At 61.4% G+C, this 25,477-nt stretch carries 26 protein-coding genes; 22 read left to right on the forward strand and 4 right to left on the reverse strand.

The features are described 5' to 3' along the window. Positions 1-14 precede the first annotated feature (14 nt). The 4 genes from dapB (at position 15) to JJQ51_RS30635 (ending at position 2,279) form a co-directional block, all read left to right on the forward strand. Positions 15-839, forward strand: a complete 825-nt coding sequence (gene dapB, locus JJQ51_RS30620; RefSeq protein WP_269245686.1) for a 4-hydroxy-tetrahydrodipicolinate reductase — start codon at positions 15-17, stop codon at positions 837-839. Positions 840-960: 121 nt separating this feature from the next. Next, positions 961-1,596, forward strand: coding sequence for a 2,3-bisphosphoglycerate-dependent phosphoglycerate mutase (locus JJQ51_RS30625; protein WP_112341831.1), 636 nt, complete (start codon positions 961-963; stop codon positions 1,594-1,596). A 99-nt stretch (positions 1,597-1,695) separates the two neighbouring features. Then, positions 1,696-1,986 carry a CopG family ribbon-helix-helix protein gene (locus JJQ51_RS30630; protein ID WP_113351496.1) on the forward strand — a complete coding sequence of 97 codons (291 nt, stop codon included), beginning with the start codon at positions 1,696-1,698 and terminating at the stop codon, positions 1,984-1,986. Then, a complete protein-coding gene (locus JJQ51_RS30635) occupies positions 1,983-2,279 on the forward strand; it encodes a type II toxin-antitoxin system RelE/ParE family toxin (protein WP_269245687.1) in 297 nt (98 codons plus the stop codon). Before JJQ51_RS30630 ends, JJQ51_RS30635 begins: the two co-directional genes overlap by 4 nt. Before the next feature lie 7 nt (positions 2,280-2,286). Here the strand turns inward: JJQ51_RS30635 and phnF are convergent, their stop codons facing one another. Beyond that, positions 2,287-3,021 (reverse strand): phosphonate metabolism transcriptional regulator PhnF, encoded by a 735-nt coding sequence (gene phnF / locus JJQ51_RS30640; RefSeq protein ID WP_145645957.1) that lies wholly within the window; start codon positions 3,019-3,021, stop codon positions 2,287-2,289. Between the two features lie 101 nt (positions 3,022-3,122). On the opposite strand from phnF, the gene phnG reads away from it, so the two are divergent. The 15 genes from phnG (at position 3,123) to phnN (ending at position 16,114) form a co-directional block, all read left to right on the forward strand. Further along, the gene (phnG, locus tag JJQ51_RS30645) at positions 3,123-3,599 is read left to right on the forward strand and encodes a phosphonate C-P lyase system protein PhnG (RefSeq protein WP_269245688.1); all 477 of its coding nucleotides are present in this window, start codon (positions 3,123-3,125) and stop codon (positions 3,597-3,599) included. Then, positions 3,599-4,225: a phosphonate C-P lyase system protein PhnH gene (phnH, locus tag JJQ51_RS30650; protein ID WP_113351500.1), complete on the forward strand. Its 627-nt coding sequence runs from the start codon at positions 3,599-3,601 to the stop codon at positions 4,223-4,225. The genes phnG and phnH overlap by 1 nt, the downstream gene beginning before the upstream one ends. A 3-nt stretch (positions 4,226-4,228) precedes the next feature. Then, the gene (locus JJQ51_RS30655) at positions 4,229-5,338 is read left to right on the forward strand and encodes a carbon-phosphorus lyase complex subunit PhnI (RefSeq protein ID WP_269245689.1); all 1,110 of its coding nucleotides are present in this window, start codon (positions 4,229-4,231) and stop codon (positions 5,336-5,338) included. Then, positions 5,335-6,228, forward strand: a complete 894-nt coding sequence (locus JJQ51_RS30660; RefSeq protein WP_113333858.1) for an alpha-D-ribose 1-methylphosphonate 5-phosphate C-P-lyase PhnJ — start codon at positions 5,335-5,337, stop codon at positions 6,226-6,228. The genes JJQ51_RS30655 and JJQ51_RS30660 overlap by 4 nt, the downstream gene beginning before the upstream one ends. Continuing rightward, positions 6,225-7,001, forward strand: a complete 777-nt coding sequence (gene phnK / locus JJQ51_RS30665) for a phosphonate C-P lyase system protein PhnK (RefSeq protein ID WP_015338361.1) — start codon at positions 6,225-6,227, stop codon at positions 6,999-7,001. The genes JJQ51_RS30660 and phnK overlap by 4 nt, the downstream gene beginning before the upstream one ends. Before the next feature lie 9 nt (positions 7,002-7,010). Then, positions 7,011-7,718, forward strand: a complete 708-nt coding sequence (gene phnL / locus JJQ51_RS30670) for a phosphonate C-P lyase system protein PhnL (RefSeq protein WP_113333859.1) — start codon at positions 7,011-7,013, stop codon at positions 7,716-7,718. Next, the gene (locus JJQ51_RS30675; RefSeq protein ID WP_269245690.1) at positions 7,715-8,332 is read left to right on the forward strand and encodes a DapH/DapD/GlmU-related protein; all 618 of its coding nucleotides are present in this window, start codon (positions 7,715-7,717) and stop codon (positions 8,330-8,332) included. The genes phnL and JJQ51_RS30675 overlap by 4 nt, the downstream gene beginning before the upstream one ends. Before the next feature lie 90 nt (positions 8,333-8,422). Next, positions 8,423-8,977, forward strand: coding sequence for a pyridoxamine 5'-phosphate oxidase family protein (locus JJQ51_RS30680; RefSeq protein ID WP_269245691.1), 555 nt, complete (start codon positions 8,423-8,425; stop codon positions 8,975-8,977). A gap of 224 nt (positions 8,978-9,201) precedes the next feature. Next, complete coding sequence (phnC, locus tag JJQ51_RS30685; protein WP_112722839.1) at positions 9,202-10,056, forward strand: phosphonate ABC transporter ATP-binding protein; 855 nt, start codon at positions 9,202-9,204, stop codon at positions 10,054-10,056. 95 nt (positions 10,057-10,151) lie between these two features. Then, positions 10,152-11,063, forward strand: coding sequence for a phosphonate ABC transporter substrate-binding protein (gene phnD, locus JJQ51_RS30690; protein WP_113333862.1), 912 nt, complete (start codon positions 10,152-10,154; stop codon positions 11,061-11,063). Between the two features lie 82 nt (positions 11,064-11,145). Then, a complete protein-coding gene (gene phnE, locus JJQ51_RS30695; RefSeq protein WP_113351507.1) occupies positions 11,146-12,126 on the forward strand; it encodes a phosphonate ABC transporter, permease protein PhnE in 981 nt (326 codons plus the stop codon). A gap of 8 nt (positions 12,127-12,134) precedes the next feature. Then, on the forward strand, positions 12,135-13,481 hold the full coding sequence (phnE, locus tag JJQ51_RS30700) for a phosphonate ABC transporter, permease protein PhnE (RefSeq protein ID WP_113333864.1): 1,347 nt from the start codon (positions 12,135-12,137) through the stop codon (positions 13,479-13,481). Positions 13,482-13,670: 189 nt separating this feature from the next. After that, a complete protein-coding gene (locus tag JJQ51_RS30705; RefSeq protein ID WP_113351508.1) occupies positions 13,671-14,357 on the forward strand; it encodes a DUF1045 domain-containing protein in 687 nt (228 codons plus the stop codon). Between the two features lie 15 nt (positions 14,358-14,372). Continuing rightward, positions 14,373-15,512: an alpha-D-ribose 1-methylphosphonate 5-triphosphate diphosphatase gene (locus tag JJQ51_RS30710; RefSeq protein WP_113351509.1), complete on the forward strand. Its 1,140-nt coding sequence runs from the start codon at positions 14,373-14,375 to the stop codon at positions 15,510-15,512. Then, a complete protein-coding gene (gene phnN, locus JJQ51_RS30715; RefSeq protein WP_113351510.1) occupies positions 15,509-16,114 on the forward strand; it encodes a phosphonate metabolism protein/1,5-bisphosphokinase (PRPP-forming) PhnN in 606 nt (201 codons plus the stop codon). Before JJQ51_RS30710 ends, phnN begins: the two co-directional genes overlap by 4 nt. A 21-nt stretch (positions 16,115-16,135) precedes the next feature. Here the strand turns inward: phnN and JJQ51_RS33005 are convergent, their stop codons facing one another. Together JJQ51_RS33005 and polA are read right to left on the reverse strand one after the other, a co-directional pair. Continuing rightward, positions 16,136-16,474 carry an immunity protein Imm33 domain-containing protein gene (locus tag JJQ51_RS33005; protein ID WP_442966481.1) on the reverse strand — a complete coding sequence of 113 codons (339 nt, stop codon included), beginning with the start codon at positions 16,472-16,474 and terminating at the stop codon, positions 16,136-16,138. Continuing rightward, positions 16,437-19,439: a DNA polymerase I gene (gene polA, locus JJQ51_RS30720; protein WP_113395912.1), complete on the reverse strand. Its 3,003-nt coding sequence runs from the start codon at positions 19,437-19,439 to the stop codon at positions 16,437-16,439. The genes JJQ51_RS33005 and polA overlap by 38 nt, the downstream gene beginning before the upstream one ends. Before the next feature lie 537 nt (positions 19,440-19,976). Between polA and JJQ51_RS30725 the strand changes: the two genes are divergently transcribed. Continuing rightward, on the forward strand, positions 19,977-20,393 hold the full coding sequence (locus tag JJQ51_RS30725; protein ID WP_113333869.1) for a MarR family winged helix-turn-helix transcriptional regulator: 417 nt from the start codon (positions 19,977-19,979) through the stop codon (positions 20,391-20,393). Positions 20,394-20,472: 79 nt separating this feature from the next. Here the strand turns inward: JJQ51_RS30725 and JJQ51_RS30730 are convergent, their stop codons facing one another. Continuing rightward, complete coding sequence (locus JJQ51_RS30730) at positions 20,473-22,815, reverse strand: bifunctional diguanylate cyclase/phosphodiesterase (protein ID WP_269245692.1); 2,343 nt, start codon at positions 22,813-22,815, stop codon at positions 20,473-20,475. Between the two features lie 199 nt (positions 22,816-23,014). Between JJQ51_RS30730 and JJQ51_RS30735 the strand changes: the two genes are divergently transcribed. Both JJQ51_RS30735 and JJQ51_RS30740 read left to right on the forward strand, forming a co-directional pair. Further along, on the forward strand, positions 23,015-24,403 hold the full coding sequence (locus JJQ51_RS30735; protein ID WP_113352064.1) for a M20/M25/M40 family metallo-hydrolase: 1,389 nt from the start codon (positions 23,015-23,017) through the stop codon (positions 24,401-24,403). A 126-nt stretch (positions 24,404-24,529) separates the two neighbouring features. Then, positions 24,530-25,453 (forward strand): nucleoside hydrolase, encoded by a 924-nt coding sequence (locus JJQ51_RS30740; protein ID WP_113390786.1) that lies wholly within the window; start codon positions 24,530-24,532, stop codon positions 25,451-25,453. Positions 25,454-25,477: the final 24 nt, after the last annotated feature.

Genomic DNA, 25,477 nt, shown 5'->3' on the forward strand with positions numbered 1-25,477 from the left:
ACGATAGAGACGACATGAGCGACGATGCGATGAAGCTGGTGGTGGTGGGCGCGGCGGGCCGCATGGGACAGGCTCTCATCCGCATCATTCACGCCACCGAGGGCGTAACCCTGCACGCCGCCGTCGCCCGCCCCGGCTCCGCCTTCATCGGCAAGGATGCCGGCGAGATTGCCGGGCTCGGGCCGATCGGCGTTCCCGTCACCGACGATCCGCTTGCCGCTTTCCTGCATGCCGAAGGCGTCATCGATTTTACGACGCCGGCAACCAGCGTCACCTTCGCCGGTCTCGCCGCCCAGGCGCGCATCGTCCATATCATCGGCACGACCGGATGTTCGGACGAGGACGAGGCGAAGTTCAAGGCTGCCGCACGCCATGCCCGTGTCGTCAAATCGGGCAATATGGGCCTTGGCATCAATCTTTTGAGCGTGCTCGTCGAACAGGCGGCGCGGGCATTGCCTTCGAACGACTGGGACATCGAGGTGCTGGAGATGCATCATCGGCACAAGGTCGATGCGCCGTCGGGCACGGCACTCCTGCTCGGCCAGGCGGCGGCGAAGGGCCGCGGCATAGATCTTAATGACAATTCCGTGCGCGTGCGCGACGGCCATACCGGCCCGCGCCCGGCAGGCACGATCGGCTTTGCGACCCTGCGCGGCGGCGGCGTGGTCGGCGATCATTCGGTGATCTTCGCCAGCGAAAGCGAGCGGCTGACGCTGTCGCACAATGCCGGCGACCGGTCGCTGTTTGCCCGCGGCGCGCTGCAGGCGGCGCTCTGGGCGCGCGACAAGAAACCCGGCTTCTATTCCATGCTCGATGTTCTCGGGCTTTCTACACGTTGATCCGATCCTGGAGCGGATCGGCCTCGAAGTGCCGATCCGCTCCAGCCTTTTGTTGTCTCGCAATTCCGGACGGAAAACCGCTACACACTTTTCCTGGAATTGCTTCATTAAGGAGAAATTTATGAGCGGCACTCTCGTTCTCGTTCGCCACGGGCAGAGCGACTGGAATTTGAAGAATCTCTTTACCGGCTGGAAGGATCCCGATCTGACGGCGCTCGGCATCGAAGAGGCCAAGACCGGCGGCAAGGCTCTGGCCGATTACGGTATCAAGTACGATATCGCCTTCACCTCGGCGCTGACGCGCGCGCAGCACACGCTGAAGATCATTCTCGATGAAATCGGCCAGCCCGGCCTTGAAACGATCAAGGATCAGGCGCTGAACGAGCGCGACTACGGCGATCTCTCCGGCCTCAACAAGGATGACGCCCGCGCCAAGTGGGGCGAGGAGCAGGTTCACATCTGGCGCCGCTCCTACGACGTTCCGCCGCCCGGCGGCGAAAGCCTGCGCGACACCGGCGCCCGCGTCTGGCCCTATTATCTCACGGAAATCCTGCCGCGCGTGCTTGCCGGCCAGAATGTGCTGGTCGCGGCGCACGGCAACTCGCTGCGCTCGCTCGTCATGGTTCTCGATCGCCTGAGCAAGGCGCAGATCCTCGAGCTCAACCTCGCGACCGGCGTGCCGATGGTCTACAAGCTGAAGGCCGATTCCACTGTCGCCTCGAAGGAAGTCCTCGGCGACATGTCCGGCGCGCATTGAGCTGTTGAACGGAAACCACCCCTCATATGCCTGAGATGAGGGGTGGGAAATGCCGCAATATGTGTTACATTGCACTGCGTATGTAACACATGGACTGACATGACCGACGCGACATTTACCTTCCGAGTTGAAGAAGAGTTGAAGGCGGCTTTCAGCGAGGCTGCGAAAGCGCATGATCAAACCGGTGCGCAGTTGCTCCGGGCTTTCATGCGCGATTATGTGCGGCGCCAGCAAGATGCCGCCGAATATGACATTTGGTTTCGCCAGCAGGTTCAGGCCGGTCTTGCTTCCGCTAATGCCGGCAACCTCATTCCTGACGACGACGTGGACGCTGAATTTGCCGCCTTGCGAGAAGAAACACGCCGCAAACTCAGCGGGCGTTCTTCGTGAAACTTGCTTGGACTCCCGAAGCAAGGGCTGACCGACGCGCAATTTACACCTATATCGAGGCGGAGAACGTCCCCGCAGCACTCGCGCTGGACGAACTCTTTGCCAAACGGTCGAAACAGCTGATTACCCATCCAATGACGGGCCGCCCCGGCCGCGTGTCCGGGACACGAGAGCTTGTCGTACATCGAAACTATTTGCTGATTTACGATCTCGCAGGCGAGACGGTGCGCATAATCCGCATCCTGCATGCCGCACAGCAATGGCCGCCAAACGATTTTCAGCCGATTCCCTAGTGCGGCATCAATTCTCAACGGTGAAGCGCACTCTATCGGCGGCGAAGCGGGAAATCGAATATTGCACCGGGACATTATCGAGATCCGCATTGAGCGCCTGGGCGACGAGAACGATGGCGCCCGGGGATAATTGCAGATCGGTGAGGTCGCCCTCGTCGGCATGCGTCGCGGTGATCTCGGTGACGACGCGGACGTAATCGGGCACACCAAGCTCCTTGAATGCCTTGGTGATCGATCCGGTCGTCCGATAGATCTCGGCGATATCGCCGAAACGATCCGCCGGGAACCAGCTTGTTGCGCGCGATACCGGACGATGATCCGCCTGGCCCAGCGTTTCCAGCCGGATCAACGGCGTACCTGTCTTGAGCTTGAGCTGTTTGGCCAATTCGGCGCTGGCAGCTTCTTCGCCCGATGCAAGCAGCACGCTGCGGGTCTCACGTACCTGGTCGCCGATCCCTTGCGAAAATCGCGTGCGCCTTGAAATCGGGAAACTCAGCCGCTCCTTGCGCTCGATCAGCGTGCCGCGCCCCTGCACGGCGCGGACGATCCCCTCCTGCGCCAGTGCTGCGAGCGCACTCCTGATCGTGTGCCTGTTGACGCCGAACTGCAGCGCCAGCACCGTCTCCGGCGGCACCATGCCCGTCTCGTCGAAGTCGCCGTGGTTGATCGAAGTCCGAATCCGGTCGGCAATCTGCCGCCAGAGCGCCACGCCCGTCTGCCTCTGTATCTTCTGCCCTGCCATCTCGCCCACTCGCCCTGTCACACGCTTGTCACGACTCACTAATAAATATAAAACTATCTTGTATGGTTGTCTATATCAATAGACATTTAGAGGAAGGCGCGATGAATTCAGCACAGAGGCAGGAAGCGGCGGCACAAGAGCGTCGGGAACGCAAGCGCGTCGCCGATCTCTTGGCGCAGGCAGAACGCGACGAGCTAGAGGCTGCCTGGGAGGCATTGCCAAGCAAGCCGACGGTACAGCCGGTGCGCGGACCAGAGACAGGGCTCGTCATGGTGCGCGGCCGCATCGGCGGCGGCGGCTCCCCCTTCAACCTCGGCGAAGTCACGGTGACGCGCGCTACCGTCCGGCTGGCATCCAACACGATCGGCCACGCGCACGCGCTCGGCACGGATCGGGAAAAGGCCCGGCTTTCGGCCATTTTCGATGCACTCTGGCAGCAATCGGCCACGAAGGGTTTCGTCGAAAAGGCTCTTCTGCAGCCGGTTACCGAGCGTATCGCCGAATATGACCGCAAGCGCGCCGAAGAGACGGCGGCAACCCGCGTCGATTTCTTCACCATGGTTCGCGGAGAAGATTGATGAGCCTTTCCAGCACTCCGACCTTCGGCAACGAGGCCCTGACCGGCGGTTTCACCGATCCGGTCTTCGACGCGCAAAGCGTCTTCAAGATGACGATGGATGCCATGGCACGTCCAGGCACCCTGCAAACCGTTGAGGCTGACGTCGCGCCGCCCGCTCCGCTCGGTGTTGCCGCAGGCGCCATCGGCCTCACCCTTTGCGATCACGACACGCCTGTCTGGCTCTCCAACAGCCTGGCAAGATCAAGCCTGGCGGAATGGCTGGCCTTCCACACCGGAGCGCCCGTCATTTCGGAACGGCTGGAGGCGCAGTTCGCCTTCATCGAAGCCGGCATGGCGCTTTCCTCCTTCAGCCAGTTCGGCATCGGCACTCAGGAATATCCCGATCGGTCGACCACGATCGTTCTGGAAATCGAAAGCCTGGTGGGCGGCAAACAACTGGCGCTTTCAGGCCCTGGCATCAAGGATGTGACCATGATCGCCCCGGTCGGGCTGCCGGATGCGCTGCTGCGTATCTGGAACGACAATCGCGCGCTCTTCCCGCGCGGCGTCGATCTCATCCTGACGGCGGGCCGGCAATTCATCTGCCTGCCGCGCACCACCAAGATCACCGCGACGGAGTTGTGACATATGTATGTTGCCGTTAAGGGCGGCGAAGCCGCCATCGCCAATGCTCACCGGCTGCTGGCCGACCGTCGCCGCGGCGACCGCTCGCTGCCGGCAATCGGTATCGACCAGATCGTGGCGCAGCTCGCACTCGCGGTCGATCGCGTCATGGCCGAGGCCTCTCTCTATGACCGAACGCTGGCCGCACTCGCCGTGCGCCAGGCGCGCGGCGACATGATCGAGGCGATCTTCTTGCTGCGCGCCTACCGCACGACGCTGCCGCGCTTCGGTTATTCCCAGCCCCTCGACACATCAGCAATGAAGATCGAACGCCGCATTTCCGCGACCTACAAGGATTTGCCGGGCGGCCAGCTTCTCGGCCCGACCTTCGACTACACGCACCGTCTGCTCGACCCCAGCCTTTTGACGGACGAGCCTGTCGACGAGCCGATGCAGAGGCCGGCGGACGATGGCCGCGTGATGCGCGTCTCGGAAATCCTCAACCAGGAAGGCCTGATCGAGGACGACGGCACCATGCCTGTCGATCACGAGATCGGCGACCTGACGCGCGAGCCGCTGGAATTCCCGATGACCCGGGACCTTCGCCTGCAGGCGCTCGCCCGCGGCGACGAAGGCTTCCTGCTGGCACTCGGCTATTCGACCCAGCGCGGCTACGGCCGCACCCACCCCTTCACCGGCGAAATCCGCATCGGCGAAGTAGAGGTCGAATTTGAGGTGCCGGAACTCGGCTTTGCCGTTTCGCTCGGCCGCATCCAGGTAACGGAATGCCAGATGGTCAACCAGTTTAAAGGTTCGGCCAAGGCACCGCCGCAGTTCACCCGGGGCTACGGCCTCGTCTTTGGCCAAAGCGAGCGCAAGGCGATGGCGATGTCGCTGGTGGACCGGGCGCTGCGGGCAGAGGAGCTCGGCGAAGACATCGTTGCGCCGGCTCAGGACGAGGAATTCGTCATTTCCCACTCCGACAACGTGCAGGCGACGGGCTTCGTCGAACATCTGAAACTGCCGCATTATGTCGACTTCCAGGCCGAGCTCGACCTGGTGCGGCGCATGCGCCGCGACTTCGAGGCCGCTCGCGGTCGCGGTATGGAACCCATGACGGAGGCAGCCGAATGACCGAACTCGCCACCTACAATTTCGCCTATCTCGACGAACAGACCAAGCGGATGATCCGCCGTGCCATCCTGAAGGCGATCGCCATTCCCGGCTATCAGGTGCCTTTCGCCTCCCGCGAAATGCCGATGCCTTACGGCTGGGGCACCGGCGGCGTACAGCTGACGGCGGCGATCATCGGCCCGCAGGATGTGCTGAAGGTCATCGACCAGGGGGCCGACGACACGACGAACGCCGTCTCCATCCGCGCCTTCTTCCAGAAGGTCGCCAATGTCGCCGTCACCACCCGCACGGACGAGGCGACCATCATCCAGACGCGCCACCGCATTCCGGAAGCCAAGCTCGGGCCGAACCAGGTGCTCGTCTATCAGGTGCCGATCCCGGAGCCGTTGCGCTTCCTGGAGCCTCGCGAGACCGAGACGCGCAAGATGCATGCGCTTGAGGAATATGGCCTCATGCATGTGAAGCTCTATGAGGATATCGCCCGCAACGGACGCATTGCCACCACCTACGCCTATCCGGTCAAGGTCGCCGGCCGCTACGTCATGGATCCCTCACCGACGCCGAAGTTCGACAATCCGAAAATGCATCTGTCGGATGCGCTGCAGCTCTTCGGCGCCGGCCGCGAGAAACGCATCTATGCCGTGCCGCCCTATACCGAAGTCGTCAGCCTGGATTTCGAGGATCACCCCTTCGAAGTGCAGCGCTTCGACAAGCCCTGCGCGCTTTGCGGCGCCGAGCAGGTCTATCTTGACGAGGTGATCCTCGACGACAAGGGCGGCCGCATGTTCGTCTGCTCCGATACCGATTTCTGCGAGGATCGCCGCGCCCACGGCCATGCTGGGCCTATGCTGGCGTCAAATGGGCTCGCATCCAAGGAGGCTGCCGAATGAGTGACTCACCCCTTCTCAAGGTCAAGGACGTCTCGAAATTCTACGGCAGCCGCATCGGTTGCCGCGATGTGTCCTTCGAACTCTGGCCCGGCGAAGTGTTGGCTATCGTCGGCGAATCCGGCTCCGGCAAGACGACGCTGCTCAACTGCATCTCGACCCGGCTGCTGCCGACGACGGGCAGTGTCGAATACCACATGCGCGACGAGACCTATCGCGATCTTTTCCGCATGAACGAGGCCGAGCGCCGCTTCCTGATGCGCACCGACTGGGGCTTCGTGCATCAGAACCCGGCCGATGGCCTGCGCATGACGGTGTCCGCCGGCGCCAATGTCGGCGAGCGGCTGATGGCGATCGGCAACCGCCACTATGGCAACATCCGCAATACCGCCATCGACTGGCTCGAGCGGGTCGAGATCGACGCCGACCGCATCGACGACCAGCCCCGCGCCTTCTCCGGCGGCATGCGCCAGCGCCTGCAGATCGCCCGCAACCTTGTGACCGGCCCGCGCCTCGTCTTCATGGACGAGCCGACCGGCGGTCTTGACGTCTCGGTGCAGGCCCGCCTGCTCGATCTGGTGCGCGGCCTCGTCAACGATCTCGGCCTCTCCGCCATCATCGTAACCCACGATCTCGCGGTCGCCCGTCTCCTGTCGCATCGCATGATGGTGATGAAGGACGGCCAGGTGATCGAGCACGGTCTCACCGACCGCGTGCTCGACGATCCGCGCGAACCCTATACGCAACTGCTGGTCTCTTCGATCCTGCAGGTCTGAGGAAGAAACATGGCAACCCCACTCGTCGTTTCCGAAGTCTTCAAAAGCTTCACCATGCATCTGCGCGACGGCATTCGCCTGCCTGTTGTCGCCGATGTCTCCTTTTCCGTCGCTTCGGGCGAATGCGTCGTGCTCGGCGGCCCGTCGGGTATCGGCAAGAGCTCGCTCTTGAAAATGATCTATGGCAATTATGCCGTCGACAGCGGCCAGATCCTTGTCACGCACAAGGGCAGGATCGTCGATCTTGCGACAGCCGATCCGCGTACCGTGCTCGACGTCCGCCGCCAGACCATGGGCTATGTCAGCCAGTTCCTGCGCACCGTGCCGCGTGTTGCTGCCATCGACGTCGTCGCCGAGCCGCTGCTCGCTCGCGGTGTGAGCGTGACCGATGCCCGCGACAGGGCAGCGGAACTGCTCGCACGGCTGAACCTGCCTAGGGAACTCTGGCAGCTGCCGCCCGCCACCTTTTCCGGCGGCGAGCAGCAGCGCGTCAACATCGCCCGCGGCTTCATCACCGATCACGCCATCCTGCTGCTCGACGAGCCCACGGCGTCGCTCGACGCCCGTAACCGGGCCGTCGTCGTCGACATGATCGAGCAGAAGAAGGAGGCCGGCGTCGCCCTTCTCGGCATCTTCCATGACGAGGAAGTGCGCGAAGCTGTCGGCAGCCGCATTCTCGATGTCTCGCAGTTCTCGCCGCGGAAGGCCGCCGCATGAGCCGCAAATTGGGCGAACCACCCTTCATCAGCCCCTCGGCCAGCGTCAACAATTCGACGCTCGGCCGCTATACCGAAGTCTCCGACCGCTGCCGCATCGATGAAGTCGAGATGGGCGACTATTCCTACATCATGCAGGATGGTGCGGTCTGGTGTGCGACGATCGGCAAGTTCGTGAACATTGCCGCCGCCGTGCGCATCAATGCCACCAACCATCCGACATGGCGCGCGACCCTGCACCACTTCACCTATCGCGCCGCCGACTACTGGCCGGATGCCGATATGGAGACGGATTTCTTCACCTGGCGGCGCGACAACCGGGTTGTGATCGGCCATGACGTCTGGATCGGGCATGGTGCGACCGTGCTGCCCGGCGTGACAGTCGGCAATGGTGCCGTCATCGGAGCCGGCGCCGTCGTTTCCAAGGACGTTGCTCCCTACACCATCGTCGGCGGTGTGCCGGCCAAGCTGATCCGCGAGCGTTTCACGTCCGAGGTCGGCGCGCGCATGGACAAGCTTTCATGGTGGGATTGGGATCACGATCGCCTGCGCACAGCGCTTGCGGATTTCCGCGCCCTTTCGGCGGAGGAATTTCTGGATCGCTACGAAGCCTGAGAACGGTTTCCACCCTCATCGGACTTGCAAGGCGCTGACAAGCGATCCAGCTTAGCCGGTCCTTTCAATGCGGGATCGAGAGGAGTTTTCATGGCAAAGCAGTTTTCCAGCATCGACGGTCGGCTGCGCGATTTCATCGCGCGGCAACACATCTTCTTCACGGCATCCGCAACATCGGATTCCCGTGTCAATGTTTCGCCCCGCGAGACACAGTGCCTGCGCATCATCTCTCCGAACACCGCCATCTATCTCGACCGCACCGGCAGTGGCAACGAGACCGCTGCGCATATGAAGGCCGACGGACGGCTGACGATCATGTTCTGCGCCGTCGAAGGGCCGCCGATGATCTTGCGCCTCTATGGCCGCGGCCGGATCATCCATCGATCGACACCCGAATATCGCGAATTGCTGCACGATCACTATGAGGGCGAAGAACCGCTCGGCGCACGGCAGATCGTATGGCTGGACTTCGATCTCGTACAAACGTCCTGTGGTTTCGGCGTACCGCTCTTCAGCTATGAAGGCGAACGGCCGAGCCTGGACCAATGGGCGAAAGCCAAGGGTCCCGACGGCATCGAGGAATACCGGCGCGAGAAGAACAGCTTCAGCATAGACGGTCTGCCGACCGGCATGTTTGACGGCTAAACTTAAAGGAAAGCTCTCAGCCGGCTAATCTTGCAAAATCGCCGGGAATTGTAACAGCAGTTACACAAAACTGACATTGGAGCTTCATGAAGCGGGACTAATCGGTTGCCTTGTGGTTGGCGCCAGCCCCCTCGAAACTCCTTTCGAGACAGGGGCACGCGCCCGTTCTTAGCACCGGTACCGCTGAAATTTCTGCAGCCCGGGAGCCGCGAAAGGGAAGCACTATGTTCGAACTCAGGAATGTCTCACGCCGGTTTGGTAACAAGCTCGCCGTCGATTCCGTGACTTTGGACATACCGCAGGGACAGATGGTCGGCGTCATCGGCCGTTCCGGCGCCGGCAAGTCGACGCTGCTGCGCATGATCAACCGTCTGGCCGATCCGAGTTCCGGCTCCATTCATTTCTCCGGCACCGAAGTCTCCAAGCTGACCGGTCGTGCACTGCGCAGCTGGCAGCGCGATTGCGCCATGATCTTCCAGCAGTTCAATCTGGTGCCGCGCCTCGACGTGCTCACCAACGTCATGCTCGGCCGCCTCAACCATCGTTCGACGATGCTGAGTCTCCTTTCGGTCTTCACCCGCGAGGAGCGCATCGAGGCGATTGCGGCGCTGGAGCGCCTCGGCATCGAGCAGACGGCACTGCAGATGGCCGGCACGCTTTCCGGCGGCCAGCAGCAACGCGTTGCCATCGCCCGTGCCCTGATGCAGCAGCCGAAGATGATGCTGGCCGACGAGCCGATCGCCTCGCTCGATCCGCTGAACGCCAAGATCGTCATGGATGCGCTGCGCGATATCAATGAGCGCGAAGGCATCACCGTCATCACCAATCTGCATACGCTGGATACGGCGCGCAACTACTGCGAACGCATCGTCGGCATGGCGGCCGGCAAAGTCGTCTTCGACGGCAAGCCGGCCGATCTGACGGCAGCCGCCGTCAAGGAAATCTACGGCACCGACAAGGACGGCGCCGGCATCGACGAGACCATGACGTCGACATCGATCAACATTGCCGATCCAGCCGTGCAAGCCGCGGCGACTGAATCTGCCGGCCCGCAACCGCTGGCACTGGCCGGTCTCTGAGAGGGACGGCCGGGATCGAAGGCCCGCGTCAAGGGCGCATTTCTTCTATCAGACCGAAGACATCCGGGGACACCGGTTAATCAGGAGACGAACCCATGTTGAAGAAAGCACTCTTTGCCGCTACGGCGCTTGTTGCGCTCGCAGTCGGCGCTGCTGCCAACGCAGCAGACCTCAAGGAATTGCGCATCGGCATTCTCGGCGGCGAAAACGAAGCCGATCGCCTGCGCAATTACGCCTGCCTTTCCGACCACCTGAAGAAGGAATTCGGTTTCGAGAAGGTTTCGCTGTTCCCGGCCGCCGACTATAACGGCGTTATCCAGGGCCTGCTCGGCGGCACGCTCGACTTCGCCGAACTCGGCGCGTCCGGCTACGCAGCCGTCGCCATCAAGGACCCGAAGGCCGTTACCCCGATCCTGACGACGCAGCAGACCGACGGTTCGACCGGCTACTACTCGATCGGCCTCGCCCTCAAGTCTTCCGGCATCAAGACGATCATGGACGCCAAGGGTAAGAAGCTCGGCTACGCCGACCCGGACTCCACCTCGGGCTACCTTGTTCCGCTGACGCAGATTCCGAAGACCACCGGCGTGCCGAACGACAAGTTCTTCGGCTCGACCCAGTTTAATGGCGGCCATGAGAACAACCTGCTCGCCGCTTACGACGGCAAGGTCGATGTTGCTGTCGACGACTCCTCGGGTGTTGGCGATTTCAAGGACGGCTTCACCTCCGGTACCTTCCGCAAGGAAGTCGACAAGGGCGCCGTAGATCCGAACAAGCTCGTCGAAGTCTGGCGTTCGCCGCTGATCCCGAACGGCCCGCTCGTCGTTCGCAACGCTCTCGGCACCGAATGGCAGACGAAGCTGACGGACTTCTTCATGAAGCTCCCGACGGCTGACGCCAAGTGCTTCAACGCCATCGAAGGCGGCGACTTCAAGGGCTACGTCAAGGTTACTCCGGACTTCTACAACGCCGTCATCGACGTTCGTAAGGCTGCCATCGGCGGCTGATCCGCATTCCTATAATTGGGCGGCCGGCAACGGCCGCCCTTTTGCTATTCACACCCTTTGCTATTCACAAGGGCAGGATTTCATGACGATCGCCGATACGCACCCGAACATGCAAAGCGCGCCACAGAGCGCCAAGGAGATCGGCGACGCCTGGAGCAAGATGGTGGCCAAGCGCCGCTTCTACACCGGCATCGGTCTCGTGATCCTGCTCGTCGCCTTCGTCAGCTCGGTGCGCTTCGCCGACGAAAACAACGCCGGGCATTTCTTTGACCGCCTGCCGCATCTCTTCGATTTCCTGAGCTGGCTCATTCCGAAGGACTGGGCCGACGTCTACCGCGCGCTCTTCGACCTGCCGAGCCCGAACGGGGCGAATGGCGCCGGCGGCGAGGAATTCAATTTCCCGCTCGGTCGCGTCTATGTCTGGGGCGATTTCTATATCCCCGAATATTTCGAGCTGATGATCATCACGATCAACGTGGCACTGGTATCGACCATCATCGGCTTCGTCTTTGCCGTACCCTTGAGCTTCTTTGCCGCCCGCAACATGTCGCCGTCCCATCCGATCCGGCTGGTGACGAAGCGCATCATGGAACTTCTGCGCGCCTTTCCGGAAATCGTCATCGCCGGCCTGTTTTCGGCGATCTTGTCGATCGGCCCGATCGCCGCGATCATCGCCGTCGGCCTGCATACGATCGGCGCGCTTGGCAAGCTCTTCTACGAAGTGGTCGAGAATATCGACATGAAGCCTGACGAAGGCATGCGTGCCGTCGGCGCGAGCTGGAGCGAGCGCGTGCGCTTTGCCGCCCTGCCGCAAGTGCTGCCGAACTTCATGTCCTACGCGTTGCTGCGTCTGGAGATCAACGTTCGCGCCTCAACCATCATCGGCGCCGTCGGCGGCGGCGGCATCGGCGAGGAGCTCAAACTTGCGATTTCACGCGGTTTCGGCGCCAAGACATTGGCGCTGGTGCTGCTTCTCTTCCTGACGATCATCGCCGTCGACCAGTTTTCCGCATGGCTCCGCCGCCGCCTCGTCGGCGAGCATGCCTTCCTTTTGCAGCATTGAGGTTATCCATGTCCGTCATCGACGCCGGCCGCATGCAGGAAATCGAAGCGCGTTACCCGGAAGTTCTTCACCGGTCCTTCCGCCAGCGCTTCGGCGCGCTGATGATCTTCATCGGCGTCATCCTCTACGGCATCTATGCCGTGTGGTTCTTCGACCTGCCGAAGGTCATTTCGGAAGCGCATTGGGAGCGCGTCGGCATCTATCTCAGCGAATGGGTGAGCTATGACGTGCAGCCGGAATTCCGCATCTCCGGAGACAAGATCAGCATCAAATATCCGCGCTTTTCGCCCCTGGGCGATAATCCAAACCCGGACTGGGTGAAGACCAATCCCGATGGCAGCATGACCGTTTCTGTCAGCGGCACAAGCCGCACGGTAACCGTCACCAAGACGCAGGCCATCGTGACCGCGCATGGCATCACGATTCCGATCGATATTGCCGGCGATGTGCCGAAAATCGTCGGTTCCGAGCCCGTTCCAAGCTGGATGACCGTCTATGACGACAATATTCTCGTCAATCTCGGCTTTGCAGGCGACGCCAGCATTTCCACCGACCGCGTGAAGATCCGCAAGCGGTTCATCGGCTGGGCCAACTTCGTCTTCGATACGCATTCGCCCTTCTTCGACAAGCCGGCGAGCGAAGTCATCAGCCTGATCGTTTCGGGGCCGCGGCTCGATCCTGCTCAGTCCAATCTCTCGCTGGCCTTCGACAATATCTGGAACAATGGCGCATGGCAGCATGGCGACGTCTGGACCAAGCTGTTCCAGACCATCGTCATGGCCTTCCTCGGCACGCTGCTGGGCTCGCTCGCGGCCTTCCCACTCGCCTTCCTGGCGGCTCGCAACATCACGCCGAGCCGACTCGTCAACCAGATCCTCAAGCGCTTCTTCGATTTCCTGCGTTCGGTCGACATGCTGATCTGGGCGCTGTTCCTGACGCGCGCCTTCGGCCCCGGCCCGCTCGCGGGCAGCGGCGCGATCTTCCTCACCGAGACGGGCACGCTTGGCAAGCTCTATTCCGAGGGCCTCGAGAACATCGACAACAAGCCGCGCGAAGGCGTGAAATCCACCGGTTCGCCGACCATTCTCGTGCATCGCTACGGGATCATGCCGCAGATCGTGCCCGTCATCGTCAGCCAGACGCTCTACCAGTGGGAATCGAACGTGCGCGGCGCGACCATCATCGGCGCCGTCGGCGCGGGCGGCATCGGCCTCAAACTTTGGGAAGCAATGCGCACCAATGCCAACTGGGAAAACGTCGCCTATATGGTGCTGCTGATCCTCATCGTTGTCTTCCTGTTCGACGCCGCATCCAACGCCCTGCGCTCTCGGCTGATGGGCACGCGAACGAAATAAAAAAGAACGGGAAAAAATCGTTCCGCATCATCATTCTGTCACGGGAATCCGATAGCGCAGGCCGGCAAGACCGCAGCGGCCAAGCTGGCTTTAGCCGGATTCGAACCGTTGCTGCCTTGCTGCTCTTGCGGTTTGTCGCAAATCACCCAACAGTGTCTCGCGCAGCCGATTTTTCCAAGGAATGCAGCCTTGCGCTATGCTCTCTATTTCACGCCGCCCAAAGACGATCCGTTGACATCTCTCGCTGCCCGCTGGCTGGGCCGCGATGCATTTTCGAATGAGATTTTTTCAGACAAGGCCATGGCGCCGCTGCCGGAAGGTCATGCCGAGCTGACGGCCGATCCGCGCCGCTACGGCTTCCATGCCACGCTGAAGGCGCCGTTCGAGCTAGCCGCTTCTGTGACCGAGCGCGATCTCCTCGAAGTCGCCGCCGAATTCGCCTCGCAAACCAAGGCTTTCACCATTCCGGAGCTGGTGCTTGGCCAGCTCGGCCATTTCTTTGCGCTCGTTCCCGGTTCCGTTTACCAGCCGCTGCAGGATTTCGCCTCGCGCGTCGTCAAGACCTTCGAGCCATTCCGCGCGCCGCTGTCGGATCACGATATCGCGCGACGCAAGCCGGAAGGCCTGACCGAGCCGCAGCGCGCCAATCTGCTGCGGTGGGGCTATCCTTACGTCAACGACGAATTCCGCTTCCACATGACGCTGACGGGACGCGTACCTTCCGAGCGTCAGCCCGAATTGCAGGCAATCCTCGCCGAGCGCTTCGCCGAACATACCGGCAAGCCGCTCGATATCTCCGGCCTCGCCGTCTTCGTCGAAGAAGAGCGTAGTGCTCCCTTTACCGTCCGTTCCTGGCTGCCGCTTGCCGGCGCCTAATATGAAAGAGCCGATATGACCAAAGAAACCGTCCTTTCCAACGCCCGCATCGTCCTCGAAGACAAGATCGTCGAAGGTTCCGTGCTGATTCGCGACGGTCGCATTGCCGCCATTTCCGAGGGCAAGTCCGATATCGGCGAAGATTTCGAGGGCGATTTTCTGATCCCTGGTCTGGTCGAGCTGCATACCGACCATCTCGAGGCGCACTATTCTCCGCGCCCGGGCGTGCGGTGGAATAAGACGGCGGCGATCCAGGCGCATGATGCCCAGATCGTCACCTCGGGCATCACGACCGTGTTCGACTGCCTACGCATGGGCTCGGACGAGGACGGCGGTTTCGAAAAGGGCGAGATGCGTGATATGGCCGATGCCATCCAGGCCGCCCAAAGCGAAGATCGCCTGCGCGCCGATCACCTGATCCATCTGCGCTGCGAAGTCTCCTCCGACAACGTGCTCGACCACTTCCAGGATTTCGAGAAGGACCCTTACGTGCGTCTGGTCTCGCTGATGGACCATGCACCGGGTCAGCGCCAGTTCCAGACCATGGATCAGTATATCTTCTACTATCAGAAGAAGCGCGGGCTCAGCGACGAGGCCTTTGCCAAGTTCGTCGCCAAGCGCCAGGAGGAATCGGCCAAGTATGCTACGCCGCATCGCGACGCGATCTCCAAGGTCTGCGCCGATCGCGGCATCACCGTTGCCAGCCATGACGACGCGACGCTTGCCCATGTCGACGAAGCCATCAACTACGGCGTTCGCCTCGCCGAATTCCCGACCAGTATCGATGCCGCCAAGGCTTCGCACGGCGCCGGCATGAGCGTGCTGATGGGCGCGCCGAACATCGTCCGCGGCAAGTCGCATTCGGGCAATATCGCCGCCCGCGATCTGGCCGAACTCGGCGTCCTTGACGTGCTGTCTTCCGACTATGTGCCACTCAGCCTGCTGCATGCACCCTTCATCTTGGCTGATGAGGTTGAGGGCATTTCGCTGCCGCAGGCGATTGCCATGGTGACGGCGACGCCGGCAAAGACGGTCAGTCTCAATGACCGCGGCCGCATTGCCGAAGGGCTGCGGGCGGATCTCGTGCGCGTTCGCCGCGATCACGGCGTGCCGGTCACGCGCTCCGTCTGGCGAGAAGGGCGGCGGGTCGCATGAGCCCGGAAACCAAGATCAAGCCGGCTAACCTCGGCCTGACGGATGCGACAGCAGGCACGCTGGCCGTCGTTGTCGGGCCGAGCGGCGCCGGCAAGGATACACTGATGAATCTGGCCGCCCGGCATTTTGCCGGCCGGTCTGACGTGCATTTCGTCCGCCGCGTCATCACGCGGGACGGCGATGCCGGCAATGAAGACCACAGAAGCGTTTCCGAAGCTGACTTCGATGGAATGGAGCAAGCCGGCGCCTTTGCCGTTTCCTGGGAGGCGCATGGGCTGAAATACGGCATTCCGGCTGAAGTCACCGATGAACTCGCTCGCGGCAATCTGGTCATCGCCAATGGCTCGCGCTCGGCGCTTCACCGCTTCCAGGCCGCATTTCCGCGGCTGAAGGTCATCAACATCACGGCGTCCCGCGAAGTGCTGGCCGAACGACTGATGGCGCGCGGACGCGAGAGCCGCGAAGATGTGCTGAAGCGTCTGGAGAGAAGCGCACTGACCGTTCAGGGCAGCTACGACGTCGCCGATATCGACAATAGCGGCACGCTCGAAGAGGCCGAACGCGCCATTATTTCCGTCCTGGAAACGCTGGTCCGCAAATAGTCTGATGGCGACAATCGAAGATCATTCGACCCGCCACACATCCTCATAACCCTGATCGTCGATGATGAACCGCGTTCCGACCGGAAGCCGGAGGTATTTGACTACGCCAGGCAACAGCTCGCTTAGGTGGGCTGTGTGAACAGGCTGGTAAAAGTCTTCGGCGTCGGAATATTCACCGCAATAGAAGAACCAGCTGACGGTTCCGCCCTTCGGCATGGCCTGCCGCACGCCATAATCGGCATGCGGCCTATCGTCGATAAGGCGACGGCCACCATGTCTTCCGGCTCGGATTCCGGTTTGACCGGTTCCAGATCGCTTCCGCTCAGTGCGCCTCATCCCAATTGTGGGCGGCGCGCGCATCGACCTTCAGCGGCACGGCCATATCAACCGCCGGCATGGCAGCGTTTTCCATGACCGAGACAATGATCGGCGTGGTGCGCTCGACATCGGCATCCTCGACTTCGAAGATCAGTTCGTCGTGCACCTGCAAGAGCATGCGGACGCGATCGCCCAAGCCGGCCGAAGCTAGCGCCGGCTCCATCTTGATCATGGCGCGGCGGATGACATCAGCCGCCGAACCCTGGATCGGCGCGTTGATCGAGGCGCGTTCGTTAAAGGCGCGGACGGAGGGGTTGGAGGAGCGAATTTCCGGGAAATGGATGCGGCGGCCGAAAATCGTCTCGACATAGCCCTTGTCGCGAGCGGCCTGCTTGGTGCCTTCCATGTAATCGCGGATGCCGGGGAAGCGCTCGAAATACCTCTTGATGTAGTCACCGGCTTCCGAGCGCTCGATCGACAGCTGGTTGGCGAGACCGAAGGCGGAGATGCCGTAGATGATGCCGAAGTTGATCGCCTTGGCGCGGCGGCGCACCTCGCTCGGCATGCCATCCACAGGCACGCCGAACATTTCAGAGGCCGTCATGGCGTGAATATCGATGCCGTCCTCAAAGGCCTGCTTGAGCTGCGGGATGTTGGCGACATGCGCCAGGACGCGCAGTTCGATCTGGCTGTAGTCGGCGGAGACGAGCTTATGGCCCGGCGTCGAAATGAAGGCTGTGCGGATCTTGCGGCCTTCTGCCGTGCGCACCGGAATATTCTGCAGGTTCGGCTCGGAGGACGACAGGCGCCCTGTCGTGGTGGAGGCCAGCGAATAGGAGGTGTGAACGCGCTTCGTCTCGGGATGGACGTAGCTCGGCAGCGCATCCGTATAGGTGGACTTGAGCTTGGTGAGCTGACGCCAGTCGACGATCTTGCGCGGCAGCTCGAAACCGGCCGCGGCCAGATCTTCCAGCACCTGCGCCGAGGTGGACCATTGCCCGGTCTTGGTCTTGCTGCCGCCAGCCAATCCCATCTTGCCGAAAAGGATATCGCCGAGCTGCTTCGGGGAGCCGATATTGAAGCGCTCGCCAGCAAGATTGTAGATCTCGTCCTCGAGAGCGGCAGCACCCTGCGCCAGCTCGCCGGAAAGGCGCGAGAGTATCTGCCGGTCGATGGTGATGCCGCGCTCTTCCATGTGGGCAAGCACCGGCACCAGAGGCCGCTCCAACCGCTCGTAGACGACTGAGAGTTTTTCTGCCGCCAGTCGTGGTTTCAAGACCAGCCAGAGACGCAGCGTCACATCGGCATCCTCAGCGGCATAGGCTGTGGCGCGGTCGATATCGACGAGGTCGAAGGTGACATTGGACTTGCCGCTGCCGGCCACATCCTTGTAGGCAATCGGCTTGTGGCCGAGCCAGCGCTCGGAAAGGCTGTCCATGCCATGCGTGGCGTTGGCGCCGCCGTCGAGCACATAGGAGAGCAGCATCGTGTCATCGAACGATTTCATCTCGATGCCGTAACGCTTCATCAGAAGATAGTCGTATTTCAGGTTCTGCGCGATCTTCAGGATGGAGGCATCCTCCAGCAGATCCTTCAGGCGCGGCAGTGCATCGCGAAGCGGAATCTGGTTTTCCGCCAGGCCGCCGCCGAGCAGATCGCCGACACCGGTCTTGTGACCGAGCGGAACATAGGCGGCGCGGATGGAAGCGCCAGTCGGATCATCGCGATTATCGGCGATCGCCAGCGAGAAGCCGACGATTTCGGCCTGCATCGCATCGAGCGACATCGTTTCCGTATCGAAGGCGACGATGCCGGTTTCGCGCGCATCCGCGATCCATCGGTCGAGCGTGGCGAGATCGCGGATGGTCACATATTTCGAATGATCGATCGGCGCGCTCGCGAAACTTGCGGCGCGCGCCTTGGCGAGATCCTCCGGCGCAGTGGTGCCATCCAAAGCCAGACGCGCCTTGGCCGATGGCGCCGGGACCGATGCCCCTTCGGCTTCGACAACGCTGCCGGCGACGAGATCGACATTCTCGCCGACATCGAGATCGGGCCCATGAGCGCCCTCGCCCCATTCGATCTTGACGATGGAGGGCTCGATTGCCGCCGCATCGCAGTCGCAGGCCTCCGCCACGCGCCGCGTCAGGGTCGTGAATTCCATTGCCTTCAGGAAACCGATCAGCTTCGGGCCGTCCTGCGGATCGAGCACCAGCGCATCGAGCGCAAGTTCCAGCGGCACGTCGGTCCTCAGCGTCACCAGCTGCCGCGAAATGCGCGCGAGTTCAGCATTGGCGATGATGTTTTCGCGGCGCTTCTGCTGCTTGATCTCGCCGGCGCGGGCGAGCAGGGAATCGAGATCGCCGAATTCTTCCAGAAGCTGCGCCGCCGTCTTCGGGCCGATGCCGGGGATGCCGGGGACATTGTCGACGGAGTCGCCGGTCATGGCCTGCAGGTCGATCATCTTGTCGGGTGGCACGCCCCATTTTTCGATGACATCGGGAATGCCGATCTGCTTGTCCTTCATGCTGTCATACATGTGGACCATGGGTGTGACGAGCTGCATCAGATCCTTGTCGGACGAGATGATCGTCACGTCGGCGCCGGCTGCCTCCGCCTGACGGGCATAGGTGGCGATGATGTCGTCGGCCTCGAAGCCGTCAGTCTCGATGCAGGGCAGATTGAAGGCGCGGGTCGCCTCGCGGATGAGGCCGAATTGCGGGATCAGCTCTTCCGGCGGCGCCGAGCGATTGGCCTTGTATTCCGGGAAGATGTCCTTGCGGAAGGTCTTCGACGAATAGTCGAAGATGACGGCGAAATGGGTCGGCGTCACCCCCACGGAGGTATCGCGCGCCGAAGTCAAAAGCTTCCACAGCATGTTGCAGAAACCCGAGACGGCGCCGACGGGCAATCCGTCCGACTTGCGCGTCAGCGGCGGCAGGGCGTGAAAGGCCCGGAATATGAAACCGGAGCCGTCGACGAGGAAGAGATGATCACCTTTTTTCATGGAAGCATGGATAGCGTGACGTACCTCCAACGTCCATATAAACTTCAGTTTTGCAGGCTAGAGCGCTTCCGCTTTTCTTCAAATCGCGCAAACGCTTTATCTTTTGTTTTTACGCAATTCCGGACGGAAAACCGCGATACACTTTTCCTGGAATTACTTTGGTGGGAAGGCCAAATCTCTCACCGAAACGTTACTAACTTTTAATCAATCTAATCTGCGCATTCCCTTGAAAAACCACATTCGAAACCTCAAATCATACTCACCGGCGATTGATACGCCGCGGGTCTGGCAACCGGCCTGTCCCCCGCCATGTCAGACTTGGACAAAGGCCTATCCCCTCTCCGGGCCTTTGTCCCCCTTTCGAAAGCCGCCATGGCGTCCCCTCCAGGCCATGGCGGCTTTTTCATGCAAAAAATACAACCAGTGAACGTGAAAAAATCGACTGAAGTTGCTGATTTCAGGGGTCTCTACCTGAATAATTGCCGATTGTCTTGACCTTGAATTGTCGGCATATTTGCAATCATGGGATTTAATCGGATGGACTCCGCCGCCTACCTTGCCAGTCAGATGGCAAAGGGATTCGCTCGCTCGCTACAACAACGCGCGGCGAAGCTCGGCTTTTCCCCCGGTCAGTTTCCAATCCTGCTGGAACTGTGGTCCGAGGATGGGCTCACGCAGAAACAGCTGCTCGATAGGGTCGACATCGAACAGGCGACAATGGCCAATACGCTGTCGCGCATGGAACGGGACGGATTGGTGGAGCGCCGCCCGCATCCTTCGGACAAGCGGGCGCAACTGGTCTTCCTGACGAACAAGGCCGCAGCCATGCAGGCGGAAGCGATCGAAGCCGCCATGGCCGCGGACACGGATCTCCTCAAAGACTTTCGTCAATTCGAGCGCGAACTGCTGCTGGAATATATCCGGCGTGTGCTAGAGAATGCCAAGCAGCTCTAGGGCATTCCATGGAAGGACTTAACGGTTTTCCGCCTAGGATTGCATGAAATGGCTGCACGCGTCAAAGCGGCAAAAAGCCCTAGCCCCGTCCGACCACCTTATCCAGCGCAGCTTGATGTTGGCTGGGTCCGACATCCGGCCTGCCGAAGAATATTCCCTGAAGCTGAGCGCAGCCTTCCTCGATGACGATGCGACGCTGGGTTTCCGTTTCCACACCTTCCGTAACGACAGGCATGTTCAGGCTGTGGCCGAGGCCGATGATGGCGCGGACGATCGAGCGTGCTGCCGGATCGTGTTCGAGGGCGCCGGTGAAGCTGCGGTCGACCTTGATCTTGTCGAAGGGGAAGGCGCGCAGATTGCTGAGCGAGGAAAAGCCGGTGCCGAAATCATCCATGACCACGCGCACACCGAGGCGATGCAGCCGCTGCAGGGTCGCGATGACAGCCGTGCGCTCGCGCATCAGGGCAGCCTCTGTGATCTCCAGTTCGAGGCGCTGCGCATCGAGGCCGGTTTTGCGCAGGATCCGTTCGATCTGGTCGTAAAGGGTCGGGACCATGAATTGCAGCGGTGAGAGATTGACCGCGACATTCGCGGGCTCGCTCCAGCGCGTCGCCTCCTGGCATGCCTGCTGCAGCACCCATTCGCCGATCGCCACAATCGATCCGCTTTCCTCGGCAATGGGAATAAACGTCTCCGGGTCGATCACGCCGCGATCCGGATGCGCCCAGCGCAATAGCGCCTCATAGCCGCTGACGCTGTCGCTGCCGACGTCGTAGATCGGCTGATATTCCAGAAAGAGCTGCCGGCGGAGAATGGCCTGGCGCAGATCGTTCTCTAGCTGACGGCGCGTGCGCACGGCCTTGTCCATTTCCGCATCGAAGAAGCAGGCATGGCCACGGCCCGCATGCTTGGCGCGATAAAGCGCCATATCCGCATTGGCGTAAAGCTGCTCTGCGCTCGTGCCGTCACGCGGATAGATGGCAATGCCGATGCTGACGCCGACAGCCGTCGGATCGCGCGCCGTATCCATCTCCATGCCGAATTCGGCGAGAATGCGCTCGGCAAGGCGGGTTGCTCCTTCGGGCTGCCGGCGCTTCGGCTGGATGATGGCGAACTCATCGCCCCCGAGCCTTGCCACCGTATCGCCATCCTCGATTGCGCGCTGCAGGATGCCGGCGACCTTGCAGAGGATACGGTCTCCTTCGGCGTGACCGAAGACATCATTGATCGCCTTGAAGCGGTCGAGGTCCAGGCAGAAGATCGCGACTTCGCCGCCCCTGCGGTTTACCATCTGCAGTGCCTGGCGCATGCGCTGATCGAACAGCGAGCGATTGGGCAGATCGGTCAATATATCGTGATGGGCCAGGTGCTCGATCATCTGTTGCGCCTGGCGACGCTCAGTCAGGTCGCGCACGACAAGCACGCTGCATTCGTGGCCTCGATAGGTGATGGAGCGCCGCACGGTCTCGACGGGGATCGCCTTGCCATCGCACCCCGACAGCGTTGTTTCCAGCGGAATGGCGGCTTCGGTATGGATATCCATGTCGATGCTCAGAAAGACATCTGGCGCGACACCGATCACCTGCTGCGCCGACCAGCCGGAAATGGCGAAGAACCGCTCGTTCGCGTCGATCACCCGACCGTCGCGGACGATGAGCAGCCCTTCCAGCGAAGCATTGGCGAAACCCCGGAGGTCGGTCAAATGACGATCGATGAAGATGGCGCCGAGAGCGATGAGGATCAGCCCCATCGCGGCAGCCATGACGATGCCGGCAAGGATGCTTCGATCCATGGCGAGGGCAGCACCCGGCAGGGTCACTTCGGGCGTCAGCGTGACGCCGCTCATCGCGGTGAAATGCAGGGAGCAAATCGCAAGCAGCAGAAGAAGAGCGCCAGCCATGATACGCCTGAAGCCAGGAAAGCTGCGAAACACTAGGAAAGCCAGTGAGGAGAAGACGCCACCAATGGCGATGGAAGCGACGACGCGCGGTATATCGAAGGAGAGCTCTGCCGAGGCCTCGACGGCCTGCATTCCCGTGAAATGCATGGCGGCTATTCCAAACGCCATCAGCATGCCGCCGACCGCAAAGGAAACGCGATTATCCCATTCGAAGGCAACGGCAATCGCGAGCCATGAGCCGACGATGGCAAAGACCACCGAAAGCACCGTCAGTGAAACGCCATAGGAGATCGGAAGACTGCTCTGATAGGCGAGCATGGCGATGAAATGCGTTGCCCAGATGCCGACACCGCTGGCAAAAGCCGCAGCAACAATCCAATAGCGGCGCTGATGCGACTGGCATTCCTGCGCACGCGAAAAAAGGAGCATGGTGGCAAGACTGCCGATAAGGCAGATGATCGCCGCTACAATAATAAGCCTGAAGTCATGATCGTCACGAATACATGCAATCACTGAAAACATTACGCGTCTCCAGAATACGCTTCTGGATTGACGTTATTTCTAATAATCTAAAAAACTTGTAAACTACATGCGCAACTAATCACATAAGAGCGTGCCTCGATCGAAAGACGCAAGCTACGGTAAATTTTCAGTTTTAACGCCTCGAAACCCGGCGGGCTTTGGTCTATCGTCCATCCAAATCTCATGTAAGGAGTCGGATATGACCGATCTATCGCCCGTTCTCGACCGCGCCGATCAGAACCTCCCTTCCAGCCTCGACAATCTCTTCGAACTGCTGCGCATCAAGTCCATCTCGACCGATCCGGACTACAAGGCGGAATGCCGCAAGGCGGCGGAATGGCTCGCCACCTACCTGAACTCGATCGGCTTCAAGGCCTCCCTGCGCGATACACCCGGCCATCCGATGGTGGTCGCCCATCACGATGCCGGCAGCGCAGATGCACCGCATGTGCTGTTCTACGGCCACTATGACGTGCAGCCCGTCGATCCGCTCGAGCTTTGGGAAAGCGACCCATTCGCTCCGGAAATCAAGGACCTGGGCGATGGCCGCAAGGTCCTAACCGGCCGCGGCACGTCCGACGACAAGGGGCAGCTGATGACCTTCGTCGAAGCGGTGCGCGCCTATAAGGAAACGAGGGGCGCACTGCCGGTGCGCATCACCATCCTCTTCGAAGGCGAAGAGGAATCCGGCTCGCCCTCGCTCAAGCCCTTCCTCGAAGCCAATGCCGCCGAGCTGAAGGCGGATTTCGCCCTCGTCTGCGATACCGGCATGTGGGATGGTGAAACGCCGTCCATCTCGGCCAGCCTGCGCGGCCTTGTCGGCGAGGAGATCATTATCAACGCCGCCGACCGCGACCTGCATTCGGGCATGTTCGGCGGTGCCGCCGCCAATCCGATCCACATCCTCTCCGATATTCTCGCCGGCCTGCATGACGAGACCGGGCGCGTAACGCTCGACGGCTTCTATGACGGCGTCGAGGAAACGCCGGCTAATATCAAGGCCTCCTGGGAAACGCTCGGGATGACGACGGAAAAATTCCTCGGCGAAGTCGGCCTGTCCATTCCCTCGGGGGAGAAGGGCCGTTCTGTAATGGAGCTGATCTGGGCGCGGCCGACCGCGGAAGTCAACGGCATCACCGGCGGCTATACCGGCGCCGGTTTCAAGACCGTGATCGCCGCCAAAGCATCGGCGAAGGTCTCCTTCCGCCTGGTCGGCCAGCAGAACCCGGCGGCGATCCGCGAGAGCTTCCGCGCCTATGTACGCTCGAAGATCCCTGGGGATTGCTCGGTGGAATTCCATGAGCATGGCGGCTCGCCGGCTATCCAGCTTTCCTACGACTCGCCGGTGCTGAGCAAGGCAAAGACGGCACTTTCCAACGAGTGGCCAAAGCCCGCTATCGTTGTCGGCGAAGGCGGCTCGATCCCGATCGTCGGCGACTTCCAAAGGATGCTCGGCATGGAATCGCTGCTCGTCGGTTTCGGCCTCTCCGACGACCGTATCCATTCGCCGAACGAGAAATACGAGCTGCGCTCCTATCACAAGGGCATCCGCTCCTGGATCCGCATCCTCGACGCCCTCGCCAGCTAAGCCATCTGCGGGTGCGCGTCCTTGCGCGCCCCGCGTCCATCTCGCCGGATGGCAAGGGATGCCGTCATCCGAAGCGACGGGCCGAGACGGCCGTCGCGTCAATTCATACCGTCGATGAGATAAGGCATGGGAATCTGGATCGATACCGATATGGGATTCGATGACATCGCCGCCATCCTGGTGGTGGCGCATTCGGATCTTGTCATCGACGGTGTTTCGCTTGTCAGCGGCAATGCGCCACTGTCTCATGTCCAGGTTAATGCCGCGAGCGCGGCTGCGGTTTTCAACTGGACGTTTCCGATCCATACCGGACGTGAGCTGCCCGTGCTTTGCAAGCTGGAGACGGCACAGGGCATTCTCGGCCAGACCGGCATTCCCACTGCGGGCAGAAGCCTGCCGCCGGCCAACCCGCTTCCGGCGAGCGATGCCTTTGACGCCCTCAGCAATTGGCTTTCCGACGGAAACGGCCCGAAGCGCATCCTGGCGCTCGGACCGCTTACGAACATCGCGGCGCTGGCGCTGGCACGGCCGGATCTCGCCGCCCGCATCGACGAGTTGACCTGGATGGGTGGCGGCGTCACCTCGGGCAACCACACGGCGTCGGCGGAATTCAATGCCTTTGCCGATCCGGAGGCGCTTGGGATCGCCCTTGCGCATGGCCTGCCATTGCGTATGGTCGATCTCGATATCTGCCGCAAGGTGCTGGCTTGGCCGGAAGATGTCACCCATATCCGGAAGATAGCCGGAGAAAAGGCGCAACTGCTTGCAGACCTGCTGGAAGGCTACATCAACATCGCCGTCAGCCGCGGCAGACCGGCCATGGCGATCTACGATCCAACAGCGGCCGCCATTTTCGTCGAACCTGACATCGCCACCCTTCGGCATGCTCGGATCGACGCGGAACTGCAGGGGCAGCATACGCGCGGGCGCACCGTCGTCGAAACGCGGGCCTCGCATGGGCAATTCAATGCGCATTTCGCCGCGGAGATAGACGCGGAAAGGGCGCGCCGGATCGTCTTCGATGCGCTGATGCGGGAAGCCGGCCGCTGAGAAGTGACGGAGAAATATCGTATC

Source organism: Rhizobium sp. AG207R, assembly GCF_027109195.1.
GTDB lineage: Bacteria > Pseudomonadota > Alphaproteobacteria > Rhizobiales > Rhizobiaceae > Rhizobium > Rhizobium dioscoreae.